This is a genomic window from Streptomyces diacarni (assembly GCF_003323715.1).
GTDB lineage: Bacteria > Actinomycetota > Actinomycetes > Streptomycetales > Streptomycetaceae > Streptomyces > Streptomyces diacarni.
Genome location: NZ_QOIN01000039.1, coordinates 216,356 through 238,650 on the forward strand (window position 1 = coordinate 216,356; position 22,295 = coordinate 238,650).

The following is a 22,295-nucleotide window of genomic DNA, read 5'->3' on the forward strand; positions in this document are numbered from 1 at the left end:
GGCGGCATTCTCGTGCCGGGGCACGGTTTTCCGGTCTCCGTGAGCGCGTCCACCGCTGTCGGCCACCTGATCTCGTGGCCGACGGTGCGGCAGCGGACCATGGGCCGTGGGCTCCGGTCGCGGCGCGAGGTCCGCTGCCGCACAGCCGCCGCACCGGTGCTGAGCATCCTTCTCGGGTGCGGTGGCGAAGCGGCAGGGACTGCCCAGGCTTTCCGCCCCGAGGGGGTCGGGCCCCTATCCCTGTCCGGACGCGCGGACCGCCGTCGGGCCGCGCGTCAGCGCGCCTCCGCCTCCACCGGCTTGGGGATGAGGAAGGACGTGCCGACCGCGACCGCGAGGAGGACGACGCCGGCGATCATACCCGCCTCGTACCCGGCAGGGGACGCCTGGTCCGCGGGCTGGGCCGCCGTCTTGACGGCGTAGAGCACCGCGAAGCTGAGACCGGAACCGAGGTTGAAGGCGCCCGCGTTGAGGCCCGGCAGGAAGCCGGGGTTCTCGCGAGGCGAGTGCACGATGCCCAGCCCGTTGAGGACGATGTTGCCGACGCCCGCGTAGGTGACGCCCACCAGCAGCGAGGCCACCAGCAGCATCGCCCGCGAGTCTCCGTGCAGCGTGACGATCATCAGCACGACGGTCGCGGCGGCGCCGATCAGACCGAAGCGGAGTACGCGCCCGTAACCGAACGTGGCCGCGAGCCGCCCCGCCACGGGGCCCATGGCGAGCCCGGCCAGCGCATACGGAGTCAGCGTCCACCAGGCCGACTGCTCGGCGGACATGCCCAGGCCTGCCGCCGCGTCCTGGGCGAAGGCGGGGATCAGCCCGTTCATGACGGCGAACACGCCGGTCATGGTGAGCACCGTGGTCAGCAGGGTCGCCCACGTGGCACGCCGCTTGAGGTGGCGGGTGGCGACGAGCGGGTGGCTGCCGCGGCTCTCCGTACGCCAGAAGAGCGCGAAGGCGACGGCGGCGACAGCGACGAGGAGGGCGACGAGCGGCCAGTTCGCGGCGGCCAGCTTCCCGGCCTCGTTCAACGCGATGAGCAGGGCGCCGACGGAGACCACGAGGAGCGCCACACCCGGCCAGTCCATGCGGGCCGCGGCGCGGTCCCCGTCGCCCGGGGCGGGAGACGCCTTCGACTCCGGGGTCATGGTGACGGCCAGCACGGTGGCGAGGGCGGCGACGAGCGCCATGGCCCAGAAGACCGACTGGAAGCCGTGGTGGTCGGCGAGGTAGCCGCCCGCGAGGGAGTCGACCCCGGCGATGCCGCCGTTGACGGCCGTGATGACGCCGAGCAGGGTGCCGTACTTCTTCGGATCGCTCACCTCGACCCGCAGCATGATCAGGCACAGCGGCACCGTCGGTCCCGAGACGCCCTGGATGATGCGGCCCGCGAAGAGCATCGGCACGCTCTGTGCCAGCGCCGCGACCACGCAGCCGACGGCCATGAGGGCGAGCATGCCGGCCAGTACCCTGCGCCGTCCGACGAAGTCGCCGAGGCGCGGCAGGAAGAGGGAGAAGAGCGCGGCGGAGGTGAAGAACGCCGTCTGCGTGAGGCCGATCTCGGCCGAGCTGGCGTGCAGCGTCCGCTCGATGCTGCTCAGCGCGGGGCTGAGCATGCTCGCGTTCAGCTGGAAGGCGAAGCAGGCGACGAGGAGCGCGGTGACGAGTACGCCGACGCGCACCGGCCGCGCCCGCGTGCCGCGGGCGTCGGCCGAGGTCGGCGCACTCACGGGGTCACGTCGCCGATCCGCTCGAGGGCGTCCACCACCAGGCCCCAGAAGCGGTCGCGGTCCAGCTCCACAGCGACCTGCGTGTGGCAGTCGTCGGGGGCGGGGGCGCGCAGGTCGGTGACGGTCATACCGAGCGTGAGACCGCCGGACAGCTCGATGTCCACGGGGGCCTTGCGCACGGTCATCACGTCGGGGTCGATGACGTACGCGACGGCGCACGGGTCGTGCACGGGCGGGTGCGCGAAGCCCTGGGCCTCGCGGTAGGTCGCGCCGAAGAAGTCGAGCAGTTCGCCGACGAAGCGGGCGGGACGGGTGCCGACACCGGCGATCCTCTCCACGACGTCGGGGGTCGCCAGCGCCTGGTGGGTGAGGTCGAGCCCGACCATGGTCACGGGCCAGGACTCGTTGAAGACGATGTGCGCGGCCTCGGGGTCGATGATGATGTTGAACTCGGCGACCGCGCTCCAGTTGCCCTGGTGGTAGCCGCCGCCCATCAACACGACCTCGCGGACGCGGGAGGCGATGCGGGGCTCCTTGCGCACGGCGAGGGCGATGTTGGTCAGGCCCGCCGTCGGGACGAGGGTGATCTCGCCGGGCTCGTGCGCCATGACCGTGTCGATGATGAGGTCGACGGCGTGCCGCCGGTCCAGTTCGAGCCGCGGCTCGGGCAGCAGCGGGCCGTCGAGGCCGGACTCGCCGTGGATCTCCAGCGCCGTCTCGACGTTGCGTACGAGCGGCCGCGGGCAGCCGGCGGCGAACGGCACCCCGGTGATTCCGGCGATGCGCGCCACGGACAGGGCGTTGCGGGTGACCTTCTCCAAGGTCTGGTTTCCCACGACGGTGGTGACGGCGACGAGTTCGACGTCGGGGTTGCCGTGCGCGAGGAGCATGGCGATCGCGTCGTCGTGTCCCGGGTCGCAGTCGAGGATGATCTTTCTGGTCACAGGGGCCCTTCCATGGCAAACGTTCTCCGAAGACTGTGCGGACTCTCCTCTTCCGCTGTCAACGGGTGTATGACCTGTCTCACCATGTCCGCAGGCCGGAGCCATTGATCTGTGCTCTGGGCACCGTGGCGCCCTGCTGATAACGTTTGCCGCCGCATCCGGCTGGCCCACCGTCACGCTGTCGGACGCCGACGGGCCGATCGAGGCAGGCAGTTCGAGGCAGGCAGTTCGAGGCGGGCCGATCGAGGCAGACCGTTCGAGGAGAGGGGAGAGATGGCCGACGTGACGCTCCACGACGTGGCGCGCGCCTCCGGTTGCTCCGTCTCCACCGTCTCGCGCGTGCTGGCCGGCAGCCGCCCGGTCGGCGCCGCGACCGCCGCGCGGGTACGGAAGGCCGTCGAGGACCTCGGCTACCGCCCCAACCACGTCGCCCGCGCCCTGCGCAGCCGCTCGACCGGCACCATCGGTCTCGTCCTGCCGCAGATCACCAACCCCTTCTACCCGACTCTCGTGCGGGAGCTGACGTACGCGCTGCACGCCGACGAACGGGCCGTGCTGCTGGCGGACTGCGACGACGATCCACTAGCCGAGGCCGGGCACCTCTCCGCCCTGTTGGACAGGCAGGTCGACGCGCTCTTGGTCATTCCCGCCCACGAGCAGCACAGCCGGGCCGCGGTCGCCGCCGCGGCGGCCCGCGTGCCACTCGTCCTGCTGGACCGCGGCTGCGGCCCGGGGGTCGCCGACTCGGTGGCTGTCGACAACGCCGCCGGGATGGCTCTCGTCCTCGAACACCTGGCGGTCGAGGGGTGCCGCAGGCTCTGCTTCGTCGGAGCGTCGGGAACCGCCTCGGCCGCCGCCGAACGCCGCGCCGCCTACGAGGCCGGCGCCGGCGTCCTGGACCCCGAGGCACCGGGGCGCGTCGCGCTCGGTGACTTCTCGGTGGCGTGGGGGCGGGCGGCCGTGGACCGGATCTGGGCCGGACGGCCCGCCGCTGAGCGGCCCGACGCGCTCGTCTGCGCCAACGACCTCATCGCCGTGGGGGCGTTGCAGCGGCTGCGCCAGCTCGGCGCCGACGTGCCGGGCGAGGTCGCCGTCACGGGATTCGACGACATTCCGCTCGCGGATCTCGCCGACCCCGCGGTGACGACCGTGCGGCAGCCGGTGGCGGAGCTGGCCGCCGAGGCGGCGCGGTTGCTCGACCGGCGGCCGGTCGGCGAACAGGCGGGGCCACGGCGGTCGATACGGCTGGCGCCCCGGCTCGTCGTGCGCGCCTCCACGAGCCGGCCGAGCGCCTCTCACACACCGAAGTCAGTCCCCCGAACGCGCCCGGAGACGGAGTCAGCCCAGTGATCGCAGTCGTCGGAAGCCTCAACCTCGACCTCGTCGCGCCCGTGCCCCACCACCCGGTGCCGGGTGAGACGGTGCTCGGCGGCGACATGGCCCAGCATCCCGGCGGCAAGGGCGCCAACCAGGCCGTCGCCGCCGCCAGGGCCGGCGGTGAGGTCGCCTTCGTCGGGCGGGTCGGCGACGACGACGCGGCCGCCGTCATGCTGGAGGCCGCCCGGGGACAGGGCGTCGAGACCACGCACATCCGCCGCACGCCGGGAACGCCGACGGGGCGCGCGCTGATCGCCGTCTCGCCTGCGGGCGAGAACACCATCATCGTCAGCCCCGGAGCCAACGCCCGCCTCACCGCCGACGACTGCGAGGCGGCCGGCGACCTGCTGCGCGGCGCCGCCGTCACCATCCTCCAGCAGGAGGTCCCCGACGAGGCCAACCACGCGGCGGCGCGGCTGGCCGGCGGCACCGTCCTGTACAACCCGGCCCCCGCGGTCGAGGGCGCCCAGCCGCCGCCGCACGTCGACCTGCTGGTGCCCAACCGCACCGAGCTGGCCGCCCTCACGGGCGCCTCGGCCGTTCCGGAGACGCTGGAGGAGGTGACCGCGGCGGCGGGCGAGCTCACCGGCGCGGGCGCCGTCGTCGTCACGCTCGGCGGCGACGGGGTACTGCTGGTGGAGGGCACGGCGAGCCTGCACATCCCCGCCTTCCCCGTGCGCCCCGTCGATACGACAGCGGCCGGCGACTCCTTCTGCGGGGCACTCGCGGTGGCACTGGCCGAGGGGCGTGCCCTCGCGGACGCCGCGCGCTGGGCGTGCGCGGCAGCCGCGATCAGCACGACGCGCGCGGGCGCGCAGCCGTCCCTGGCCGGACGCGACGAGGTGGAGGCCCTGCTGGCGGGGCACACCCCGTGACGCGCGCGTGGCCGCGGGCCCTGTGCCTCACTGGTCGGAGTAGCTGAGGTCCCCCATCGTCCACGCGCTCACGTCCTTGATCGCGATGCGGTACATCCCGCCCGTCTCCGGAATGCCCACCGTCCCCTGCAGGATCCGGGCGACATGGAAGTGCAGGTAGGAGGGGGGTTCGGTGCGCTGCGGCCCAGCGCCCCCGGACGCCCCCAGGAACGGGGCCGCGAACGGGGCCAGCCGGTCGGAGTCCCTGAGGACCTCCGCCACCCGTTGCCTCCACAACGCCTCCGGCGCCAGCCGCCCCGTGATCACTGCCCCGTGGGCGACGACGGTCAAAGACATCTGATTTGTTTGCTCCGACTCCACCATGGCGGCGATGTCCACGAGCAGCTCATCAGCGTTCGACATGAACGCTGATGCTATACGGCGCCGGAAGGGCTCGGCGAGCGACGAGGCGGCCGCCGGCCCGGCGAGGAGAAGTCCCCGTGCGGTCGGGGTCCGACGCCTCGGCGCGGCGGGTGGGCGCCTCCTACGACGCGTCTGTCCGCCGCCTCCGGGTGCGCGGACGGTTCGCGGGCTCAGGCCAGGTGCGGCGACGGGCCCGGGGTGGCCCGCAGTTGTTCGATGACGCTGTCGAGGTGGGCGCGCGCGGCGCGCTCGGCGGCGGCGGGGTCGCCGGCGAGGATCGCGTCGACGATGGCCCGGTGCTGGGGCAGTGACTGGGTGGGTCGTCCTGGCCGCAGGGCGAGCCGGAACTGGTACCTGACCATCTGTCCGTTCAGGCGGTCGAGCAGGGATTCGGCGACGGTCTGCCCGCTGACCCGGGCGACGAGCTCGTGCAGCCGGCGGTTGAGTGCCGAGTAGGTCTCCAGTTCCCCCTGGTCGACGGCGTCCTCCATGGCCGTGCCGATGTCGCGCAGTACGGCCCTGTCCTTCTCCGTCGCCCGCTCGGCCGCGCGCCGTGCGCACAGCCCCTCCAGCACGGCGCGGCACTCGGTGATCAGGACCGCGTCCTCGACGGAGATCACCCTGACGCGCGCCCCGCGCCGCGGGATCAACTCGACGAGTCCGTCGGCCGCCAGTTCCTGCAGCGCCTCGCGGACGGAGCTGCGGGTGGCGTGGAAGGTGTCTGCCAGCTCCTGTTCGACGAGCCGCTGCCCCGGCGCCATGTCCCCCGCCGCGAGGGCCTGCCGGATACCGCGGACGACCGTGCCGCGTCCCGCCTGTCCTGTGGCCCGGTTCTGCCCCACTCCACCCGCCCCTGGTCGCTGCGACGTCCTGTGATCGTCACGCAGTCTAACGGCGCCGGACGCCGCACCGACATCCTCGCCAACTTTTTCATCGGAGATATTGTCAACAATTTCATCGACAGCTAGCTTGTCCACAACGCGACACCCGGACGGAAGGCCGACCATGCACCACACGAGCCACCCAGAGGGACCAGGGACCCGGCTGCACGGCAGCCAGGTCGCCGTCCCCTGCTGGCTGTTGCGCGGCGGGACCTCCCGCGGCCCGTTCTTCCGCGCCGCCGACCTGCCCACCGACCCCGCCGCCAGGGACGCCGTGCTGCTGGCCGCTCTCGGATCGCCCGACCCCCGCCAGATCGACGGCCTGGGCGGCGCCACACCTCTCACCAGCAAGGCCGGAATCGTCGGGCCGAGCAGCCGTCCCGGCATCGACCTCGAATTCCGCTTCGCCCAGCTGCAACCGGACAGCGACCGCGTCGACACCACAGCGAACTGCGGGAACATGCTCGCGGCCGTCGTCCCGTTCGCCGTGGAGGCAGGGTTGCTGGCGCCGGAGGGCGATCTGACGACCGCCCGCGTCCTGACCCTCAACACCGGGCTGAGGGCCGAGATCCGCGTACACACACCCGCCGACGCCGCCGGGCGGCGCCACGTCGCCTACGAGGGTCCCGCCCGCGTCGACGGCGTCCCCGGCACCGCCTCCCCCGTCGAGATCGCCTTCCTCGACACGGCGGGCTCCGTGTGCGCGGGGCTGCTGCCCACAGGACGGGTCAGGGACCAAGTGCGGCTGAGCGGGCTCGGAACCGTCGAGGTCACCTGCATCGACAACGGCATGCCGCTGGTGCTCGTCGCCGCCTCGGCACTCGGCCGCACCGGCCGGGAGACCGTCGCGGAACTCGATGCCGACCGCGAGCTCACCGACCGCCTCGAAGAGCTGCGGCTGGCGTGCGGGGAGCTGATGGGCCTCGGCGACGTGACCGGGCGCAACTACCCGAAGATGACCCTGATCTCGCCGCCTGCCTCCGGCGGAACCCTCAGCACCCGCAGCTTCATTCCGCATGTGTGCCACACCTCCATCGGCGTTCTGGCCGCCGTCACCGCGGCCACCGCCTGCGTGCTGGAGGGCTCGGTGGCGCACGAGCTGGCAGCCGGTGTGACGGGCACGGACGTGGCCGTTTCGGTGGAGCACCCCTCGGGCGAGTTCACCGTGACGCTCGGGCTGGACAGCGCCCGGGGGCCGGGTGTCACCCGGGCCGCGCTGGTGCGCACGGCGCGCCTGCTCATGGCCGGGGACGTGCTCGTTCCCCGGCACACAGCCAACGGGGAGGAAGCACTGCGATGATCATCGACTGCCACGGTCACTTCACCACCGCGCCACCGGCGCTGGGGGCGTGGCGCGAGCGGCAGCTCGCCGCACTCGGGGGCCGCGGGCCCGAGCCGTCGCCCGCCGAGCTGCGCATCAGCGACGACGAACTGCGCCAGAGCATCGAGCCGAACCAGCTGCGGCTGATGGACGAGCGGGGAATCGACCTGACGGTCTTCTCGCCCCGCGCCTCCTTCATGGCCCACCACCTCGGCGACTTCGCCACCTCCGCCGCCTGGGCCGCCCTGTGCAATGAGCTGTGCTTCCGGGTCAGCGAGCTCTACCCGCGGCGCTTCGCCCCCGCGGCGATGCTCCCGCAGTCCCCCGGGGCCGACCCCGCCACCTGCGTCCCCGAACTCGTGCGCTGCGTCGAGGAGTACGGGGCGGTCGCCGTCAACCTCAACCCCGACCCCTCCGGCGGTCACTGGACGGCGCCGCCGCTCACGGACCGCGCCTGGTATCCGCTCTACGAGAAGCTGGTCGAGTACGACATACCGGCCATGGTCCACGTCAGCACCAGCGACAATCCCGCCTTCCACACCACGGGCGCGCACTATCTCAACGCCGACACGACAGCGTTCATGCAGCTCGTCCAGGGCGACCTGTTCACCGACTTCCCCACGCTGCGCCTGATCGTCCCGCACGGCGGCGGGGCCGTGCCCTACCACTGGGGCCGCTTCCGCGGCCTGGCCGAAGCGCTGGGCAAGCCTCCGCTCGAAGAACACGTGCTGGGCAATGTCTTCTTCGACACCTGCGTCTACCACCAGCCGGGCATCGACCTGCTGCTCGGGGTCGTGCCCGCCGCGAACCTCCTGTTCGCCTCGGAGATGATCGGCGCCGTCCGCGGCGTCGATCCGCGCACCGGCCACCACTTCGACGACACCCGCCGCTACCTCGCGGCGGCCGGGCTGCCGCAGGAGGACTTGGCCGCGCTCCAGGAACACAACGCCCGCACCGTCTACCCCCGTCTGGACACCCTGCTGACCGCGCAGGGCCGCTGACCCGCGGAAGGAACCGCCCCGCCATGCACGACATCGGAGTCGTACACCGCACCATCGACCGCCCGCCCCGCGAGGACGTCGAAGCGCTCGCCCCGTACGGGGTCAGCACCCTCCACGAGGCGATGGGCCGCACCGGCCTGATGCGCCCCCACATCAGGCCCGTCTACCCCAGGGCCGCCTGCGTGGGCACGGCCGTCACCGTGCTGCTCCAGCCCGGCGACAACTGGATGCTGCACGTGGCCGCCGAACAGCTGCGCCCCGGCGACCTGCTGGTCGCCGCCTGCACCACCGAGTGCGAGGACGGATTCTTCGGGGAGCTGCTCGCCACCTCGGTGCGCGCACGCGGCGCGGTCGGCCTGGTGATCGACGGGGGCTGCCGCGACGTGGACGCGCTGGAGGCCATGGACTTCCCCGTCTTCAGCCGTGCCGTCAACGCGAAAGGGACCGTGAAGGCCACTGTCGGCTCTGTCAACGTTCCGCTCGTGTGCGCCAACGCCCTCGTCCGCCCGGGCGACGTGGTCGCCGCCGACAGCGACGGCGTCGTCGTCGTTCCCGCCGAACGGCTGCGGGAGGTCACCGGCGCGGCACGCGCCAGGGAGGAGAACGAAGCCGGCAAACGCGCACGCTTCGCCGCCGGGGAACTCGGCCTGGACATGTACGGCATGCGCGAACCGCTCAAGGCCGCGGGGCTGCGGTACGTGGACTGACGCCCGACGCGTCCGCCCGCCTCCGTGACGCGCGGGCGGCCCCGCCCCCTCGCGCGCGGACGCTCGCGCGCACGTACCCCGCCATGCCCCTCCCCCGGCCGCTCGACCGGCGGGGACGACACCGCCGAGGAGACCTCGTGACCGCACTCGCACCCAAGAGCCCCCACTGGCTGGACTGGTGCCCACAACCCTCCGCACCGGCCTTCACCCTGCCCCCGGGCACCGTGGACGCCCACTGCCACGTCTTCGGGCCGCAAGCCGCCTTCCCCTTCGCTCCCGAGCGCAAGTACACCCCCTGCGACGCGGGCAAGGAAGACCTCTTCGCGCTCCGCGACCATCTCGGCGTCAGCCGCAACGTCATCGTGCAGGCGAGCTGCCACGGTGCCGACAACTCCGCGCTGGTCGACGCCCTGCACACGGCGGGCGACCGGGCCCGCGGCGTCGCCACCGTACGCCCGGACGTGACGGAAACCGAGCTGCGCGCCCTGCACGAGGCCGGGGTACGCGGCGTCCGCTTCACCTTCCTGCGCCGGCTCGTCGAGACCGGCTCGATGGGCGACCTCGCCACCATCGCCGCGAAAGTCGCCGAGCTGGGCTGGCACGTCGTCCTGTACTTCGACGGTGCCGAGTTGCCGGAGCTTGAGACCTTCTTCGCCTCTCTGCCGACGCCGCTGGTGATCGACCACATGGCACGCCCCGATGTCGGCAAACCCGTCGAGGGGCCTCAGTTCAGCCGGTTCCTGCGCTTCTGCGCGCGCCAGGACGCGTGGGTGAAGGTCAGCTGCCCCGAGCGGCTCAGCCGCACCGGACCGCCGGCCACCGAGGGGCGGCGCCGGGCCTACACCGACGTCGTGCCCTTCGCCCGCCGCGTGGTCGCGGAGTTCCCCGACCGCGTGCTGTGGGGCACCGACTGGCCACACCCCAACCTCACCGACCACATGCCGGACGACGGGCTGCTGGTCGATCACCTGCCGCACGTGGCGCCCACCGCGGAAGCGCGCCACAAGCTGCTCGTCGCCAACCCGACGCGGCTCTACTGGCCCGACGCACACCGCTGACCGCCGGCACGGCCCCCCGCCCCCCTCCTCGACAAGGCCACCTCATGCAGCACTCCAACGCGGTGAACCGGCTGGATCGACTGCCCGTCTCCCGGTTCCACAAGCTCACCCTGCTCGCGGTCTCCTTCGCGTACTTCTTCGAGTTCGCCGACATCAACAGCTTCGCCACCACAGCCCCCAAGCTGATCGACCTGTGGGGCGTCACCGTCAACCAGATCGCCTACGTCACCTCGCTCTCCTTCGTCGGCATGTTCGTGGGCTCCATCACCGCCGGAGCCCTCGCCGACCGGTGGGGACGCAAGAACGCGCTGCTGTGGACGACGGCCGGCTTCGGGCTCTTCTCCTTCGCCGCCGTCTTCTCCTGGGATCTGGTCTCGCTCGGTGTCTTCCGCGTCCTGACCTCGGCGGGCCTCTCCGCGATGACCGTCGTGGCCGTCATCTACGTCAACGAGATGTATCCGGCGGCCGTCCGCGGCAAGTTCCAGGCCTACGCCATCGTCATCGGCATCTGCGGCACCCCCGTCACCAACCTGATCGCCAGCGCCGTCGTTCCGCTCGGCGACTGGACCTGGCGCCTGGTCTACCTGTGGGGCGCGCTCGGCATCCTGCTGCTCCTGTTCGCGCGGCATCTCAAGGAGTCGCCGCGCTGGCTGGAGAGCAAGGGCGACCTCCAGCGTGCCGACGCGGTGCTCACCGCGATAGAGACCCAGGTCGCCGCCGAGAAGGGGCCGCTGCCCCCGCCCCGGCCGCCCGTCGACGAGCCCCACCGCGCCAAGGCGCCGCTCAGACTGCTGCTGCGGTGGAAGTACCTCGCACCGACCCTCCTGCTGACCGTCTTGTGGGTCACCCAGACCATCGGCTTCTTCGGCTACTCCAGCTGGGCACCCACCCTGCTGTCCAAGGAAGGCATCAGCGTCGAGAAGTCGGTCTTCTACGTGGCGCTCACCACCGTCGGCGCTCCCCTGGGGTCCTACCTCGCGGCGCTGGTGACCGACCGGTTCGAACGCAAGTGGTGCCTGGTCGCGTTCGCCGTGGTCATCGCGGGGTGCGGGCTGCTGTACGGTCTGACCTTCAACCCGCTGCTGATCGTGTGCTTCGGGTTCCTGGTCAACCTCTTCGAACGCGGCTACACGGCGCTGGCCTACGCCTACTCCCCCGAGCTCTTCGACACCCGCAGCCGCGCCCTGGGCACCGGCATCTCGTACGGCATCGGCCGGCTCTCCAACGCGGCGGGTCCGCTCGTCATCGCGGCGCTCTACAACCGGACCGGGTACCAGAGCGTCTTCTGGTTCATCGCGGGCACCTGGGTCGTCGGCGCGCTCGCCCTGGCGGTCTTCGGTCCCCGCACCCGCCACCTGCGCGGCTCCGCGCCCCGTCCGCCGTCCCCGCTGCCGGCTCAGGCGAGCACATCGGACGCACCGGGCGCGGTGCGCCCCTCCTCCACGGCGTGACCCCCGCGCCCGTGGTCGAGCGGGTGTCGCCCGGCTCAGCACCTCAAGCCGTGCGTGAGACGAGTTCGCGCTCGATCTCCTCCAGGCTCTTGCCGCGCGTCTCGGGGATGCGCCGGATCGCGAAGAGGGTCAGGAGCGCGCACACGACGGCGTACAGGGTGAAGGTGTTCGGGCCGCCCAGCGCGTCGAGCAGGGTGAGGAAGGTGAGGGAGACCACGAAGTTCATCGTCCAGTTGGAGAACATCGTGGCGCTCATGGCCGTACCGCGGATGCGCTGGGGGTACAGCTCGGAGGGGATGATGAAGACCACCACGTTCAGCGTGGTGGCCACCGCGGCGACGAAGACGACGACGCACAGGACGGCCAGCCAGGCGTAGGAGGAGTTCTGGCCTCCGACCGCGAGCGTGGCGGCCAGCCCGGCGAGGGCCGCCGTCATCACGGCGGCGCCGCTCGCGAGCAGCCTCTTGCGGCCGAACCGGTCGACGGCGGCCATCCCGAGGGGCGTCATGAGCAGGTTCACGACGCCGACCCCGACGGTGGCCAGGATGGCGGACGACGACCCCAGGCCGCTGCTCTGGAAGATCTTCGGCGCGTAGTAGATCACCGTGTTGACCCCGGACGCCTGCCCGAGGATCTGCAACCCCACCCCCGCGACGATGGCGGGACGCACCGAGCGCGCGGTCAGGGCCCGCCACCGTCCCACGCCGCGTGCGCCGGACTCCCCCGTGGTGGAGGTGGCGGCCATGTCGGCCAGTTCGGCCTGGAGTGCTGCGGTGTCGTCGTGTCCGCGCAGCCGGGCGAGGACGGCGCGGGCGCGTTCCGGGCCGCCGTTGAGCGCCAGCCAGCGCGGTGACTCGGGCTGTAGCAGCATGCCGATGCCGAAGAGGAGCGCGGGGAGCGCGGCCAGCCCGAACATCCACCGCCAGCTGTGGGTGACGTTCTCCAGCGCGTAGTTGGCGACGTAGGCGAGGACGATACCGAAGGTGATCATCAACTGGTTGAGCCCGACGAGCCGGCCCCGGTAGCGGGGCGGTGCGAGCTCGGCGATGAAGACCGGAACCAGGTTCGAGGCGACTCCGATGCCCAGTCCGAGCACCACACGGGCGGCCGTGAGAACCACCGCCGAGGGGGCCAGCGCGGCGAGGACGGCACCGACGGTGAAGATCGCGGCGGCAGCGACGAGGACCGGGCGGCGCCCGTGGCGGTCGGCGAGACCGCCGGCACCGGCCGCGCCGGCCATCGCACCGACCAGGAGGGAGCTGACGACGACGCCGGAGCTGAACGCGGACAGCCCGAAGTCCGACTCGATCGCCAGCAGCGCTCCGGAGATGACTCCGGTGTCGTAACCGAACAGCAGCCCGCCCAGCGCCGCCACCAGTGTCACACCGAGGACCGGCCTCAGGGCGGCTCCGTCGCGCTGCGCGACCGTACCGCTGGGTGACGTCATGACGCGTCCCTTCTCGACATCCCCCGGTTCACTCCCCTAATTGGCAGGTACCAATCTTGCAGCAGGCTTGGCTATACACAAGGTCTCTCGTAATATTTCCCGTATTGGTTGGTACCTTTAGCGCCATCAGGCGTCAGAACCATGCACGGCGCACACCACAGGAGGGGCGAGCGTGGCCAGACAGGCGAAGTACGAGGAGCTGCGGATGGCACTGCTGGCCGAGATGGCCGGCTCGCCGCCGCACACGCCGCTGCCCACCGAGCGGGAGATCTCCGCCCGCCACGGTGTCTCCCGCAACACCGTGCGCCAGGCCCTGGACGCGCTGGAGGCCGCCGGCGCCGTCTACCGCGTGCAGGGAGCCGGCACGTTCGTCGCACCTGCCGTGGTCTCCAAATCCCTCGCCCTCACCTCCTTCTCCGAGGACATGCGCGACCGCGACCTGGAGCCCGCCTCGCGCCTCCTGGCCGCCGGGACGGTACGGGCGGGACGGCAGGTGGCAGGGCTGCTGGAGATCGACCCCGAGGCGGAGGTCGTCCGCGTCAGCCGGCTGCGGCTGGCCGACGGGGCGCCGATGTGCCTGGAGACCGTCCACCTGCCCGCCCAGCGGGTGCCGGGGCTGGCTCAGGAGGACCTGAGCGGGTCGCTCTACGAGCTGCTGAGCGTCCGCCACGGTCTGGAGATCGGCTCCGCCGAGCAGATCGTGCGCGCCGTGGATCTGGCCGAGACCGAGTCGGCGCTGCTGGGCGTGCCGGTCGGCAGCTCGGGCCTGCGGGTGCAGCGCGTGGGGCTCGACCGCCGCGAGAGCCCCGTCGAGGCGACCACCACGCTCTACCGCGCGGACCGGTACGACATCCGCTTCACCGTCCGCAGGGCGGCCCGCTCATGACCGTCATGGAAGGTGCGTCCTTCGGAGCGCGCACGCGCGTGGGCGCCGACGTCGGCGGCACCAAGATCGCTGTGGGCCTGGTGGCGGAGGACGGCACACTGCTGGCCTCGGCCGTCCGGCCCACCCCGGCCGCGCGGGGCCCCGTGGCCGTTCTGGACGCCATCGCCGAGGCCGTCCGGGAACTTCCCGGGCACGAGCGCGCTAGGGGTCTCGGCGTGGGCACCGGCGGCGTCGTCAACCGGGATGACGGCACGGTCGTCTCCGCCAACGACCTGCTGCCCGGCTGGGCCGGCACCCGGCTGGGCGAGGAGTTGGAGGCGCGGCTCGGCATGCCGGTGGCGGCCGACAACGACGCCAACGTCTTCGCCCTGGCCGAACAGGTACACGGCGCAGGCGCCGGCTGCACCACCGCGCTCTACGTGAGCGTCGGCACCGGCATCGGCGGCGGCGTCGTCACCGGGGGCCGGCTGCTGCGCGGAGAGCACTGGACGGCCGGCGAGTTCGGCCACATCGCGGTGCCCGAGGCCGCCGGACGCCCCTGCAACTGCGGACGCACAGGCCATCTGGAGGCCATCGCCTCAGGGCCCGCCATCGCCGCCCGCTTCGCGGAACGGACCGGGGCCGCACACCCGGTCGACCTGCGGCACGTGGCGGCACTGGCCGAAGGGGCGGGAGAGGCCGGAGAGGCCGGAGAGGCCGGAGAAGGTGCAGGGCCTGACGGCGGCGGGCAGGGCGGTGGCGGTCAGGGCGCAGCTCAGGCGGCCGTCGCCCGTGAGGTACTCGCTCAGGGCGCGGGCGCGCTGGGCCGCGCCCTGGCGGGTCTGGTCAACACCCTCGACCCCGAGCGCGTGGTGATCGGCGGCGGAGTCGCCTCCATCGGCGCGCCGTTCTGGCGTCCGCTGACCGACGCGTTCGCCGCCGAGCTGCTGCCCGGCCCCTCCCTTCTCCGTCCCGTGCCGGCGGCTCTCGGCCCGCGCGCCGCCGTCGTCGGCGCCGCCGCACTCCTGTGCGAGGAGCCCGCCGGGGCCACCGGCCCGGGCCGCGCCGCACACCCCCGCACCCCCTTCTCGACAAAGGACGCACCATGAGCGAGCCCGCGACCGGCGGCGCACTGCCGAGCCGCACCACGATGCCCACCGCACGCGCCGACGCTCTGCTCGCGGGGCTGCGCGGCCGGCTGGTCGTCTCCTGTCAGGCACCGCCCGGAGACCCGCTGCGCTCCCCCGCCCACATCGCCGCGATCGCCGCCTCCGTCTGCGCGGGCGCCCCCGTGGCGGGGGTCCGCATCCAGGGCGTCGAGGACGTCGAGGCCGTCCGCGCCGTCGTGGACCTGCCCCTCATCGGGCTGTGGAAGGACGGCTCCGAAGGCGTCTACATCACCCCGACCGCCGGCCACGCGCGCGCGGTCGCACGCGCCGGCGCCGACGTCGTCGCCGCCGACGCCACGGCGCGCCCCCGACCCGACGGGCGCCCCCTCGCCGAGACGATCCGCGCGGTCCACGAAGCGGGCAAGCTCTTCATGGCCGATGTGGCCACGCCGGACGAGGGTATGGAAGCCGCCGCGCTCGGCGCCGATCTGATCTCCACCACCCTGTCCGGCTACACGGCGGACAGTCCGGCCTCGCCCGGGCCCGACCTGGAGCTGGTCCGCGCGCTGGCGCCCCGCGTCCGGGTGCCCGTCTGCGCCGAGGGGCGGTTGCGCACCCCGGAGGAGGCGCGGGCCGCCCTCGACGCCGGGGCGTGGGCCGCCGTCGTCGGCACGGCCATCACCGCGCCCGCGGCGCTGGCCACCCGCTTCGCCACAGCTCTGGCCTGAGCCCACGCGGCCCGGCTCCGACACGAGCTCACCCGGTCCGGCTCTGACCTGAGCGCATGCGGCGCCGCGCCTGGTGGCGCCCGCGCCCGGTCGGCTGCTGAGCCGTGCCCGAGAAGGGCCGCCGCCGGTCGGGTGACCGCGGAGGGAGGGGACATGGCGCTCAGGCGGCGAGGGAAGGCAGCCATCGGCGCCTCACCACGGGCCCTGGGCCGGACGCGACAGGCCGAGGCCGAGACGACCGTCCGCGCCCTGTCAGTCCAGGAAGGTGCCATGCCGTCCCCGCGTACGCTCCTGAGCATCTACCTCAACGACCACCTCGCCGGAGCCACTGCCGGAGCCGAGCTGCTGCGCCGCACGGCGAAGACCCACCGGGGCCGGGCAGCGGGCTCCGAACTGGCGGGCCTGGCCCGTGAGGTCGCCGAGGACCGCGAGACGCTCATCGGGATCATGGCGCGGCTGGGCGTTCCCGTACGGCAGTCCCGGGTGCGCGCCGGATGGCTGGCGGAGAAGGCCGGACGGTTGAAGCTCAACGGCAGCCTGACGTCCCGCTCGCCGCTCAGCGACGTGCTGGAGCTGGAGGCGATGCGCCTCGGTGTTCAGGCCAAGACGTCCTGCTGGCGGACGCTGGCCGGGCTCGCCGACAGCGAGCCCGGCCTGGACGCCGACGCGCTCGCCACCCTGCTCGACCGGGCGGACGCGCAGGCCAAGAGGCTGGAGGCGCTGCGCGGGAACGCGGTGTCGCGCGTGTGGGGCTGACGCGCCTACGCTCCCCGTCGGATGCCCGACGGCGCCGGGGGCGGCGGTGTCCTTCCCCGGCGGGTCACGGCCGGCGGCCGGTGACGGCCACCAGCCGGTCGAGAAGTGGAGCGTGGGCGGGCGCTTCGACGGACGGGCCCCACAGCCCCTCGACGGGCGCCCTCGGGACGAAGGAACGGACGTGCTCGAAGCAGGCCTGGAGCGTCTCGCGGGGCAGATCGTAGGGCTGTCCCGTGGCCTTGGCCAGGTCCCAGCCGTGCACCACCATCTCGGTGAGGGCGATCCGGCCCCACAGCTCGTTCGCCAGCTCGACGCCCAACGCGTCCGTCGCGCCGGACCATGCCGCCGGGTCGTCCCAGGCTTCACCGAGTGCCCGCACCTTCTCGGCGACGCGCTGCCTGCGTGCGTCGCCGAAGTGCCCGCCGTCCGGCTGTGCCGCGCCTAACCCGCCCCGGGCAGCCTCGGCGCCTCCCCGGGCGAGGGCGGCGAGTCCTCCAGCGGCCTCGTCGATGTGGTCGATGAGGCCGTGGACGGTGTACTCGGTGCAGGGCGTGGGGTCGTTCAGTTGTGCGTCGTCGACGCCTGCCAACACGTCGGTCATCCGGCGGCAGGCGGGCTTCAGGTCGATCACGGGCTGTCCTCGGTCGTGCGGTCCGGTGCCATCACCCCAAGACAGACGACTGGAGAGCCCGGAAATCATCGGACCCCGGCGACTCTGCTGACGGAATGCGCGACGCGCCGCCTCAGCCGTCCTCGGACCGCACGCGGACCTCGCCGAGGACGGCGGCCTCGCGGATCGCCTCCGCGAGGGCCCCGCAGCCCCTGAACACCTCGCCGCTGGGGCCAGGACCGGGGCCGGAGGCCCGCCGCTCCGTGCAGGAGGCCAGCGCCTCGCCATCCCACTGGACGCTGGTCTGGTCCCAGGTGCTCTTGCGGACCCGCACCCCCGCGCCGCACACGCGGCAGCTGACGGGCACCAGCGGGGCGTCGAGGAACCGGCTGTCGGACCGGACGGCCATCAGACCGGCCCGCTCACTGCGGCGCCGGTACCGGCGCCGGCGGTCGCGTCGGACCCGGTGCCGCCGTTGCGCTGCGCGAGGTTCTCGGCGATCTCCGCCCGCCACGCCGCGTTGGGTTTCGTCGTGTCGATCTCGAACTCGAACCGGTCGGTCATCTCGGGGCGCACCTCGGCCGCGTCGACGTAGAACTGCTCGTACCAGCGGCGCAACTGGTAGACGGGACCGTCCTCCTCGCACAGCAGCGGGTTGTCGATCCTGGCCTTGTGCTGCCAGATCGAGACGTCCTGCTCGAAGCCGATCTTGATGAACTCGCCCATCTTCGCGGCCACGTCCTCCGCGGTGTCGCCCAGGTGTCCGGCCTTCTGCACGACGATGCCGTACTGGAGCATGAAGGAGTCGGCGGTGATCGGGTAGTGGCAGTTGACCAGGACCGAATCGACGTCACCGTCGCTGTAGTGGTACGTGAGGTCGTCCGTCATGAAGGACGGGCCGTGGTAGGTCGCCACCGAGGTCTGGCCGAGCACGGTCGGGGCTGAGCTCCCCTCGGCCTGCGGCCGTCGGACGTCCTCGCGGGCGACGCCCTTCATGATCTGGGTCGCGGTGTGGCCCTCGAAGATGTTCTTGAAGTACGTGGGGAACGAGTAGTGCACATAGAAGAAGTGCGCCATGTCCACCACGTTGTCGATGATCTCGCGGCAGTTCGCCCCCTTGATCTCGACGGAGTACCAGGACCAGTCCGTCCACTCGTCGCTCGTCGCCCCCGCGATCCGGGGCACGGTCACGTCTTCGGGGGGCGGCTTGCCCTCCGGGTCGTTCCAGACGAACAGCAGACCGTCCTGCCGCACGGTGGGGAACGCCGCCGTCCGTGCGCGCAGCGGTACGCGCCTGGCATACGGAACACGGGTGCAGCGCCCGTCGCCGCCCCAGCGCCACGCGTGGAACGGGCAGGCGATGTCGTCGCCCTCCACGGTGCCGCGCGACAGGTCGCCGCCCATGTGCCGGCAGTAGGCGTCGAGCACGTTCAGGGTGCCGTCCGCAGCGGCCCAGACGACCAGCTTCTGCCCGAACGCACGGACGGTGTGCGGCTTTCCGTCGGTGAAGTCCCGAGCCAGTCCCAGGCAGTGCCAGCCACGGGCGAAGCGCGTCGGAAGGGCGTCCGCCTCGATGGAGCGAACGTCGTCCGCAGTGGTCATGTGTGGCCTTCCCTTCCGCCGAAGCGAGCGCTTCGGCACGGTGTGCGATCGAGTGGAACAGCGCGGTGGCGGGCTCGGCGGGGCGGTCCCACTCAGCGGTACCGGGCGGCCGGGCGGCCGCCGCTCAGCCGACCGCGCTCAGCCGATGGGGTTCTCGGCCGATGAGGTCCTTGGCCGCCAGCGCCCCGAAGACCATGGAGGTGCCGATCGGCATGCCGGGGCCCGGGTAGCGGGACCCGGTGAACGACGCACTCGTGTTGCCCGCGGCGTACAGGCCCGCGATCGCCGTGCCGTCCGCTCTGCGCACCCGTCCCGCCGCGTCCGTCACCAGACCGCCCTTGGTGCCCAGGTCGGAGAGGATGAGCCGCGCCGCGTAGTAGGGCGGCTTGCGGACCGGCTGGAGTACCGGCTCGCCGAACCAGTGTCCGTACTCGTCCCGCTCGCGGCCGAAGTCCTCGTCCGCACCGCTGTCGGCGAACGCGTTGAACCTCTCGACGGTCGCGGTGAGCGCCTTGGCCGGCACCCTGATCAGGTCGGCCAGTTCCTGGAGGGTGTCGGCCCGCGCGAGCGTTCCGGCGGCGAGGTGCGGTGCGGCTTCTCCCGGCGGCGGCAGCGCGACCCCGGGGAACCGCCCGCCGGTGCGGTCGTCGAAGACGACGTGGGAGGGGATCCGTGCGGGGTCGGCGGCCATCTGCCGCCCGAACCGGTCATAGGGCAGTGACTCGTTGGCGTAGCGGGCGCCGTGGGCGTCGACGACGAGGCCGCCGGTGAGGCCGCAGACGAACGCGGGCTGCCCGTCCGGCATGACGAGGCCAGGGCACAACCAGGCCTCGTCGAGCAGATCGGTCGCCGCCCCGAGGGCAAGGGCAGCGGTCAGGGGTTCGCCGGTGTTGGTGCCGGCCGGAGCCATGCTCCACGCCGCGTCGCCCGGCACGCCGTGGTCGCGCCGCAGCGCGTCGTTGTGCTCGAAGCCGCCACCCGCCAGGAGCACACCCCGCCGCCCCCTGACGCGCAGCCGCCTGCCGTCCCGGCCGGTGGCGACGATCCCGGTCACCCGGTCGCCCTCGGTGACCAGTTCCTCCATGCGGGTGTGCGTGCGGACGGTGCCGTTGCCGGTGCGGTGGTACGCCAGCAGAAGCCGGGCGATCAGCGCGCGTCCACCGGCCAGCGGCACCGCGGTGTCGTTGCCCTGGCCTGCCCGGTCGCGGTCCACCGGGGGCCGGACGAGGTGGAGCAGGTCGCCCAGCTCTCCCGGGTCGAGGTCCGCGGGGATGACCGAACGTCCTCCCGGCACCCGGCCGGGTCGCTCGTAGTAGTCCGGGAAGACCTGGTGCCTGAACGCGAGGGCGGGGTCGTCCTCGAGGCGGCGGACGAGGGCGGGCGCCTCGGCGAGGAAGGCCTCCCGCTTCTCGGCGTTGTCCTCGCCCAGGAGCGCGCGCAGGTAGGTGCGGGCCGCGTCGGTGGAGTCGTCGACGCCCTCGCGTCGCTGCACCTGCGTGCCGGGAAGCCACAGGGCGGCCCCCGAGTACGCGGCCATCCCGCCGACCCGGGAGGTCTTCTCCACCACGGCGGTGGAGAGGCCGGCGTGGGCGCTCAGATAGGCGCACGTCAGGGCTCCGCCGGCCGATCCCACGACCACGACGTCGTACTCCTCGTCCCACTCCCGCGCCACGGCCCGACCTCCCGGAATCGCCGACTTGTGGCGCCAGAGAACAGCCAACTCCCCACCGGCGCCCCCGCGGGTCCCACTGAGCGGTACCGCTCGGCACTCCCTTCGGGCCCCGGCGCCGGGCCGCCATTAATATGAGGTCCCGGAAGACGCGATCACGAGCCCGGAAGAGGAACCGTGCCCCGAATCGCCGAGGACAGACCGGCAGCGGAACCCCAGTCACCCGGCCAGAAGGCCCGGCACGAACGCATCCTGAACGTGGCGGCCCGGCTCGGGGCCGAGCGCGGCCTCGAACATGTGCAGATGCACGACGTCGCCAAGGGGGCGGGCGTCGCCATCGCCACGCTGTACCGCTATTTCCCCTCCAAGACGCATCTGTTCACCGCCATCATGGCGTCCCAGGTCGAGCGGATGAGCGAGGGTTCGCCGCGGATCGACGCGGCAGCCGACCCCGTCGGCGCGGTCGCGGAGACGCTGCTGCGGTCGACCCGGCACATGCTGCACACGCCGCGGCTGGCCGGGGCGATGATGCAGAGCAACTTCGCCGCGCACGCGGCCACCGTCACCGAAGCCGCCGGTATCGAAGCGAAGGTGCACCACACGGTGCTCGGCCTGCTCGGGCTGAGCAAGCCGACCGACCGGGACAACCGCCTCATCCGCCTGCTGATGAAGAGCTGGCACGGGCTCCTGGTCTCCGCCATCAACGGTCATTCGTCGATGTCCGAGACGGAGACCGAGATCCGGCTCGCGTGCGAGGTGCTGCTGGGCGCCCGCTCGAACGCCCGGGAGTGACCTCCGTGCGCCGGGGGTCCCTCGGCGCCGACCGCCATCCGTACGGGACTGTCCCCCGCTCCCGTTCACCGGGAGTTCCGCGTCCCCGGGCGGCGCCTCGGATTAGGTTCGCGCGTGCACCGGGGGAAACCCCGGCGGACGAGAGCGGAAGGGCGGGACATGGATCTCAGCAACCCGGCGGACTTCTCCGGACGTTCCGTGGTGGTCACCGGCGGCACGAAGGGTATCGGCCGCACCATCGCCGAAACGTTCCTGAGCGCCGGCGCTGACGTGGTGGTCTGCGGGCGCGGCGCGCCGAAGGAGCTGCCGACCGCGCACGGGCGCAGCGCGGTGTTCGTCCCCGCCGACGTACGGGATCCGGCCGACGCCGCCGCGCTGGTCGACAGCGCGGCCGGCAGGTTCGGGCGTCTCGACGTCCTCGTCAACAACGCGGGCGGCTCCCCCAGCGCCGATGCGGCGAGCGTCTCGCCCCGGTTCGTGGAGAAGATCGTCGCGCTGAACCTGCTCGCTCCCTTCCACGTCGCCCAGGCGGCGCACCGCGTCATGCGGCCGCAGCGCGACGGAGGCGCGATCGTCAACATCGGCAGTGTCTCCGCGCATGACCCGCAGCCGGGCACGGCCGCGTACTCGGCGGCCAAGGCCGGGCTGCTCGGCCTGACCCGCGCGCTGGCTCTGGAGTGGGCTCCCCGGGTCCGCGTCAACCACATCACGACGGGCCTGATCCGCACCGAGGCCGCCGCCTCGGTCTACGGCGACGACGGCGGTCGGAGCGTGGCGCGGGTGGTTCCCATGGAGCGGATGGCCGTCCCCGAGGACGTCGCGGGCGCCTGTCTGTACCTGGCCGGCGCCTGGGGCTCGTACGTCAACGGGGCGGACCTGGCGGTCCACGGCGGTGGCGAGTTCCCCGCCAGGTATCTCGCGGCGAAGTCGGCGGGGCTGCCGTAGGGCCGGGTCCGGGTCGTCCGCGGCG

Annotated in this window: 22 protein-coding genes; 13 read left to right on the forward strand and 9 right to left on the reverse strand. The window is 72.8% G+C overall.

The features are described from left to right. Window positions 1–275 precede the first annotated feature (275 nt). Window positions 276–1,730, reverse strand: a complete 1,455-nt coding sequence (uriT, locus tag DTL70_RS10930; protein WP_114021679.1) for a uridine transporter UriT — start codon at window positions 1,728–1,730, stop codon at window positions 276–278. Beyond that, window positions 1,727–2,674, reverse strand: coding sequence for a uridine-preferring nucleoside hydrolase UriH (gene uriH, locus DTL70_RS10935; RefSeq protein ID WP_114021680.1), 948 nt, complete (start codon window positions 2,672–2,674; stop codon window positions 1,727–1,729). The genes uriT and uriH overlap by 4 nt, the downstream gene beginning before the upstream one ends. A 273-nt stretch (window positions 2,675–2,947) precedes the next feature. On the opposite strand from uriH, the gene DTL70_RS10940 reads away from it, so the two are divergent. Both DTL70_RS10940 and rbsK read left to right on the forward strand, forming a co-directional pair. Next, the gene (locus tag DTL70_RS10940) at window positions 2,948–4,024 is read left to right on the forward strand and encodes a LacI family DNA-binding transcriptional regulator (RefSeq protein ID WP_114021681.1); all 1,077 of its coding nucleotides are present in this window, start codon (window positions 2,948–2,950) and stop codon (window positions 4,022–4,024) included. Further along, the gene (rbsK, locus tag DTL70_RS10945; RefSeq protein WP_114021682.1) at window positions 4,021–4,926 is read left to right on the forward strand and encodes a ribokinase; all 906 of its coding nucleotides are present in this window, start codon (window positions 4,021–4,023) and stop codon (window positions 4,924–4,926) included. The genes DTL70_RS10940 and rbsK overlap by 4 nt, the downstream gene beginning before the upstream one ends. A gap of 27 nt (window positions 4,927–4,953) precedes the next feature. Here rbsK and DTL70_RS10950 read toward each other — a convergent pair whose 3' ends face one another. Together DTL70_RS10950 and DTL70_RS10955 are read right to left on the reverse strand one after the other, a co-directional pair. After that, complete coding sequence (locus tag DTL70_RS10950; RefSeq protein WP_114021683.1) at window positions 4,954–5,328, reverse strand: hypothetical protein; 375 nt, start codon at window positions 5,326–5,328, stop codon at window positions 4,954–4,956. 170 nt (window positions 5,329–5,498) lie between these two features. Next, complete coding sequence (locus DTL70_RS10955; RefSeq protein WP_245979252.1) at window positions 5,499–6,170, reverse strand: GntR family transcriptional regulator; 672 nt, start codon at window positions 6,168–6,170, stop codon at window positions 5,499–5,501. A gap of 163 nt (window positions 6,171–6,333) precedes the next feature. Between DTL70_RS10955 and DTL70_RS10960 the strand changes: the two genes are divergently transcribed. The 5 genes from DTL70_RS10960 (at window position 6,334) to DTL70_RS10980 (ending at window position 11,747) form a co-directional block, all read left to right on the forward strand. Next, the gene (locus tag DTL70_RS10960; RefSeq protein WP_114021685.1) at window positions 6,334–7,509 is read left to right on the forward strand and encodes a 4-oxalomesaconate tautomerase; all 1,176 of its coding nucleotides are present in this window, start codon (window positions 6,334–6,336) and stop codon (window positions 7,507–7,509) included. Continuing rightward, window positions 7,506–8,531 (forward strand): amidohydrolase family protein, encoded by a 1,026-nt coding sequence (locus DTL70_RS10965; protein ID WP_114016380.1) that lies wholly within the window; start codon window positions 7,506–7,508, stop codon window positions 8,529–8,531. The genes DTL70_RS10960 and DTL70_RS10965 overlap by 4 nt, the downstream gene beginning before the upstream one ends. Before the next feature lie 23 nt (window positions 8,532–8,554). Beyond that, window positions 8,555–9,238 carry a 4-carboxy-4-hydroxy-2-oxoadipate aldolase/oxaloacetate decarboxylase gene (locus tag DTL70_RS10970; RefSeq protein ID WP_114021686.1) on the forward strand — a complete coding sequence of 228 codons (684 nt, stop codon included), beginning with the start codon at window positions 8,555–8,557 and terminating at the stop codon, window positions 9,236–9,238. Between the two features lie 137 nt (window positions 9,239–9,375). Beyond that, entirely contained in the window at window positions 9,376–10,296 is a 921-nt protein-coding gene (locus DTL70_RS10975) for an amidohydrolase family protein (RefSeq protein ID WP_245979253.1), read from the forward strand. Window positions 10,297–10,340: 44 nt separating this feature from the next. After that, the gene (locus DTL70_RS10980) at window positions 10,341–11,747 is read left to right on the forward strand and encodes an MFS transporter (RefSeq protein ID WP_114021688.1); all 1,407 of its coding nucleotides are present in this window, start codon (window positions 10,341–10,343) and stop codon (window positions 11,745–11,747) included. Window positions 11,748–11,790: 43 nt separating this feature from the next. Here DTL70_RS10980 and DTL70_RS10985 read toward each other — a convergent pair whose 3' ends face one another. Further along, the gene (locus DTL70_RS10985; RefSeq protein WP_114021689.1) at window positions 11,791–13,194 is read right to left on the reverse strand and encodes a sugar porter family MFS transporter; all 1,404 of its coding nucleotides are present in this window, start codon (window positions 13,192–13,194) and stop codon (window positions 11,791–11,793) included. A gap of 172 nt (window positions 13,195–13,366) precedes the next feature. Between DTL70_RS10985 and DTL70_RS10990 the strand changes: the two genes are divergently transcribed. The 4 genes from DTL70_RS10990 (at window position 13,367) to DTL70_RS11005 (ending at window position 16,652) form a co-directional block, all read left to right on the forward strand. Further along, window positions 13,367–14,080, forward strand: coding sequence for a GntR family transcriptional regulator (locus DTL70_RS10990; protein WP_114021690.1), 714 nt, complete (start codon window positions 13,367–13,369; stop codon window positions 14,078–14,080). Continuing rightward, a complete protein-coding gene (locus tag DTL70_RS10995; RefSeq protein ID WP_342776479.1) occupies window positions 14,077–15,168 on the forward strand; it encodes an ROK family protein in 1,092 nt (363 codons plus the stop codon). Before DTL70_RS10990 ends, DTL70_RS10995 begins: the two co-directional genes overlap by 4 nt. A gap of 41 nt (window positions 15,169–15,209) precedes the next feature. Further along, complete coding sequence (locus DTL70_RS11000; RefSeq protein ID WP_245979277.1) at window positions 15,210–15,896, forward strand: N-acetylmannosamine-6-phosphate 2-epimerase; 687 nt, start codon at window positions 15,210–15,212, stop codon at window positions 15,894–15,896. 270 nt (window positions 15,897–16,166) lie between these two features. Next, window positions 16,167–16,652 (forward strand): hypothetical protein, encoded by a 486-nt coding sequence (locus DTL70_RS11005; protein WP_114021798.1) that lies wholly within the window; start codon window positions 16,167–16,169, stop codon window positions 16,650–16,652. Window positions 16,653–16,716: 64 nt separating this feature from the next. Here the strand turns inward: DTL70_RS11005 and DTL70_RS11010 are convergent, their stop codons facing one another. The 4 genes from DTL70_RS11010 to DTL70_RS11025 all read right to left on the reverse strand — a co-directional run bounded on the left by DTL70_RS11010 (window position 16,717) and on the right by DTL70_RS11025 (window position 20,536). After that, window positions 16,717–17,283, reverse strand: a complete 567-nt coding sequence (locus DTL70_RS11010; protein ID WP_114021692.1) for a TIGR03086 family metal-binding protein — start codon at window positions 17,281–17,283, stop codon at window positions 16,717–16,719. A gap of 112 nt (window positions 17,284–17,395) precedes the next feature. Then, window positions 17,396–17,671 carry a ferredoxin gene (locus DTL70_RS11015; RefSeq protein WP_114021693.1) on the reverse strand — a complete coding sequence of 92 codons (276 nt, stop codon included), beginning with the start codon at window positions 17,669–17,671 and terminating at the stop codon, window positions 17,396–17,398. Beyond that, window positions 17,671–18,864, reverse strand: coding sequence for a 3-ketosteroid-9-alpha-monooxygenase, oxygenase component (locus tag DTL70_RS11020; protein ID WP_114021694.1), 1,194 nt, complete (start codon window positions 18,862–18,864; stop codon window positions 17,671–17,673). The genes DTL70_RS11015 and DTL70_RS11020 overlap by 1 nt, the downstream gene beginning before the upstream one ends. A 124-nt stretch (window positions 18,865–18,988) precedes the next feature. After that, entirely contained in the window at window positions 18,989–20,536 is a 1,548-nt protein-coding gene (locus DTL70_RS11025) for an FAD-binding protein (protein ID WP_114021695.1), read from the reverse strand. Between the two features lie 174 nt (window positions 20,537–20,710). Between DTL70_RS11025 and DTL70_RS11030 the strand changes: the two genes are divergently transcribed. After that, window positions 20,711–21,325 carry a TetR/AcrR family transcriptional regulator gene (locus DTL70_RS11030; protein ID WP_114021696.1) on the forward strand — a complete coding sequence of 205 codons (615 nt, stop codon included), beginning with the start codon at window positions 20,711–20,713 and terminating at the stop codon, window positions 21,323–21,325. Window positions 21,326–21,484: 159 nt separating this feature from the next. Beyond that, complete coding sequence (locus DTL70_RS11035) at window positions 21,485–22,270, forward strand: SDR family oxidoreductase (protein WP_114021697.1); 786 nt, start codon at window positions 21,485–21,487, stop codon at window positions 22,268–22,270. Window positions 22,271–22,295 lie beyond the last annotated feature (25 nt).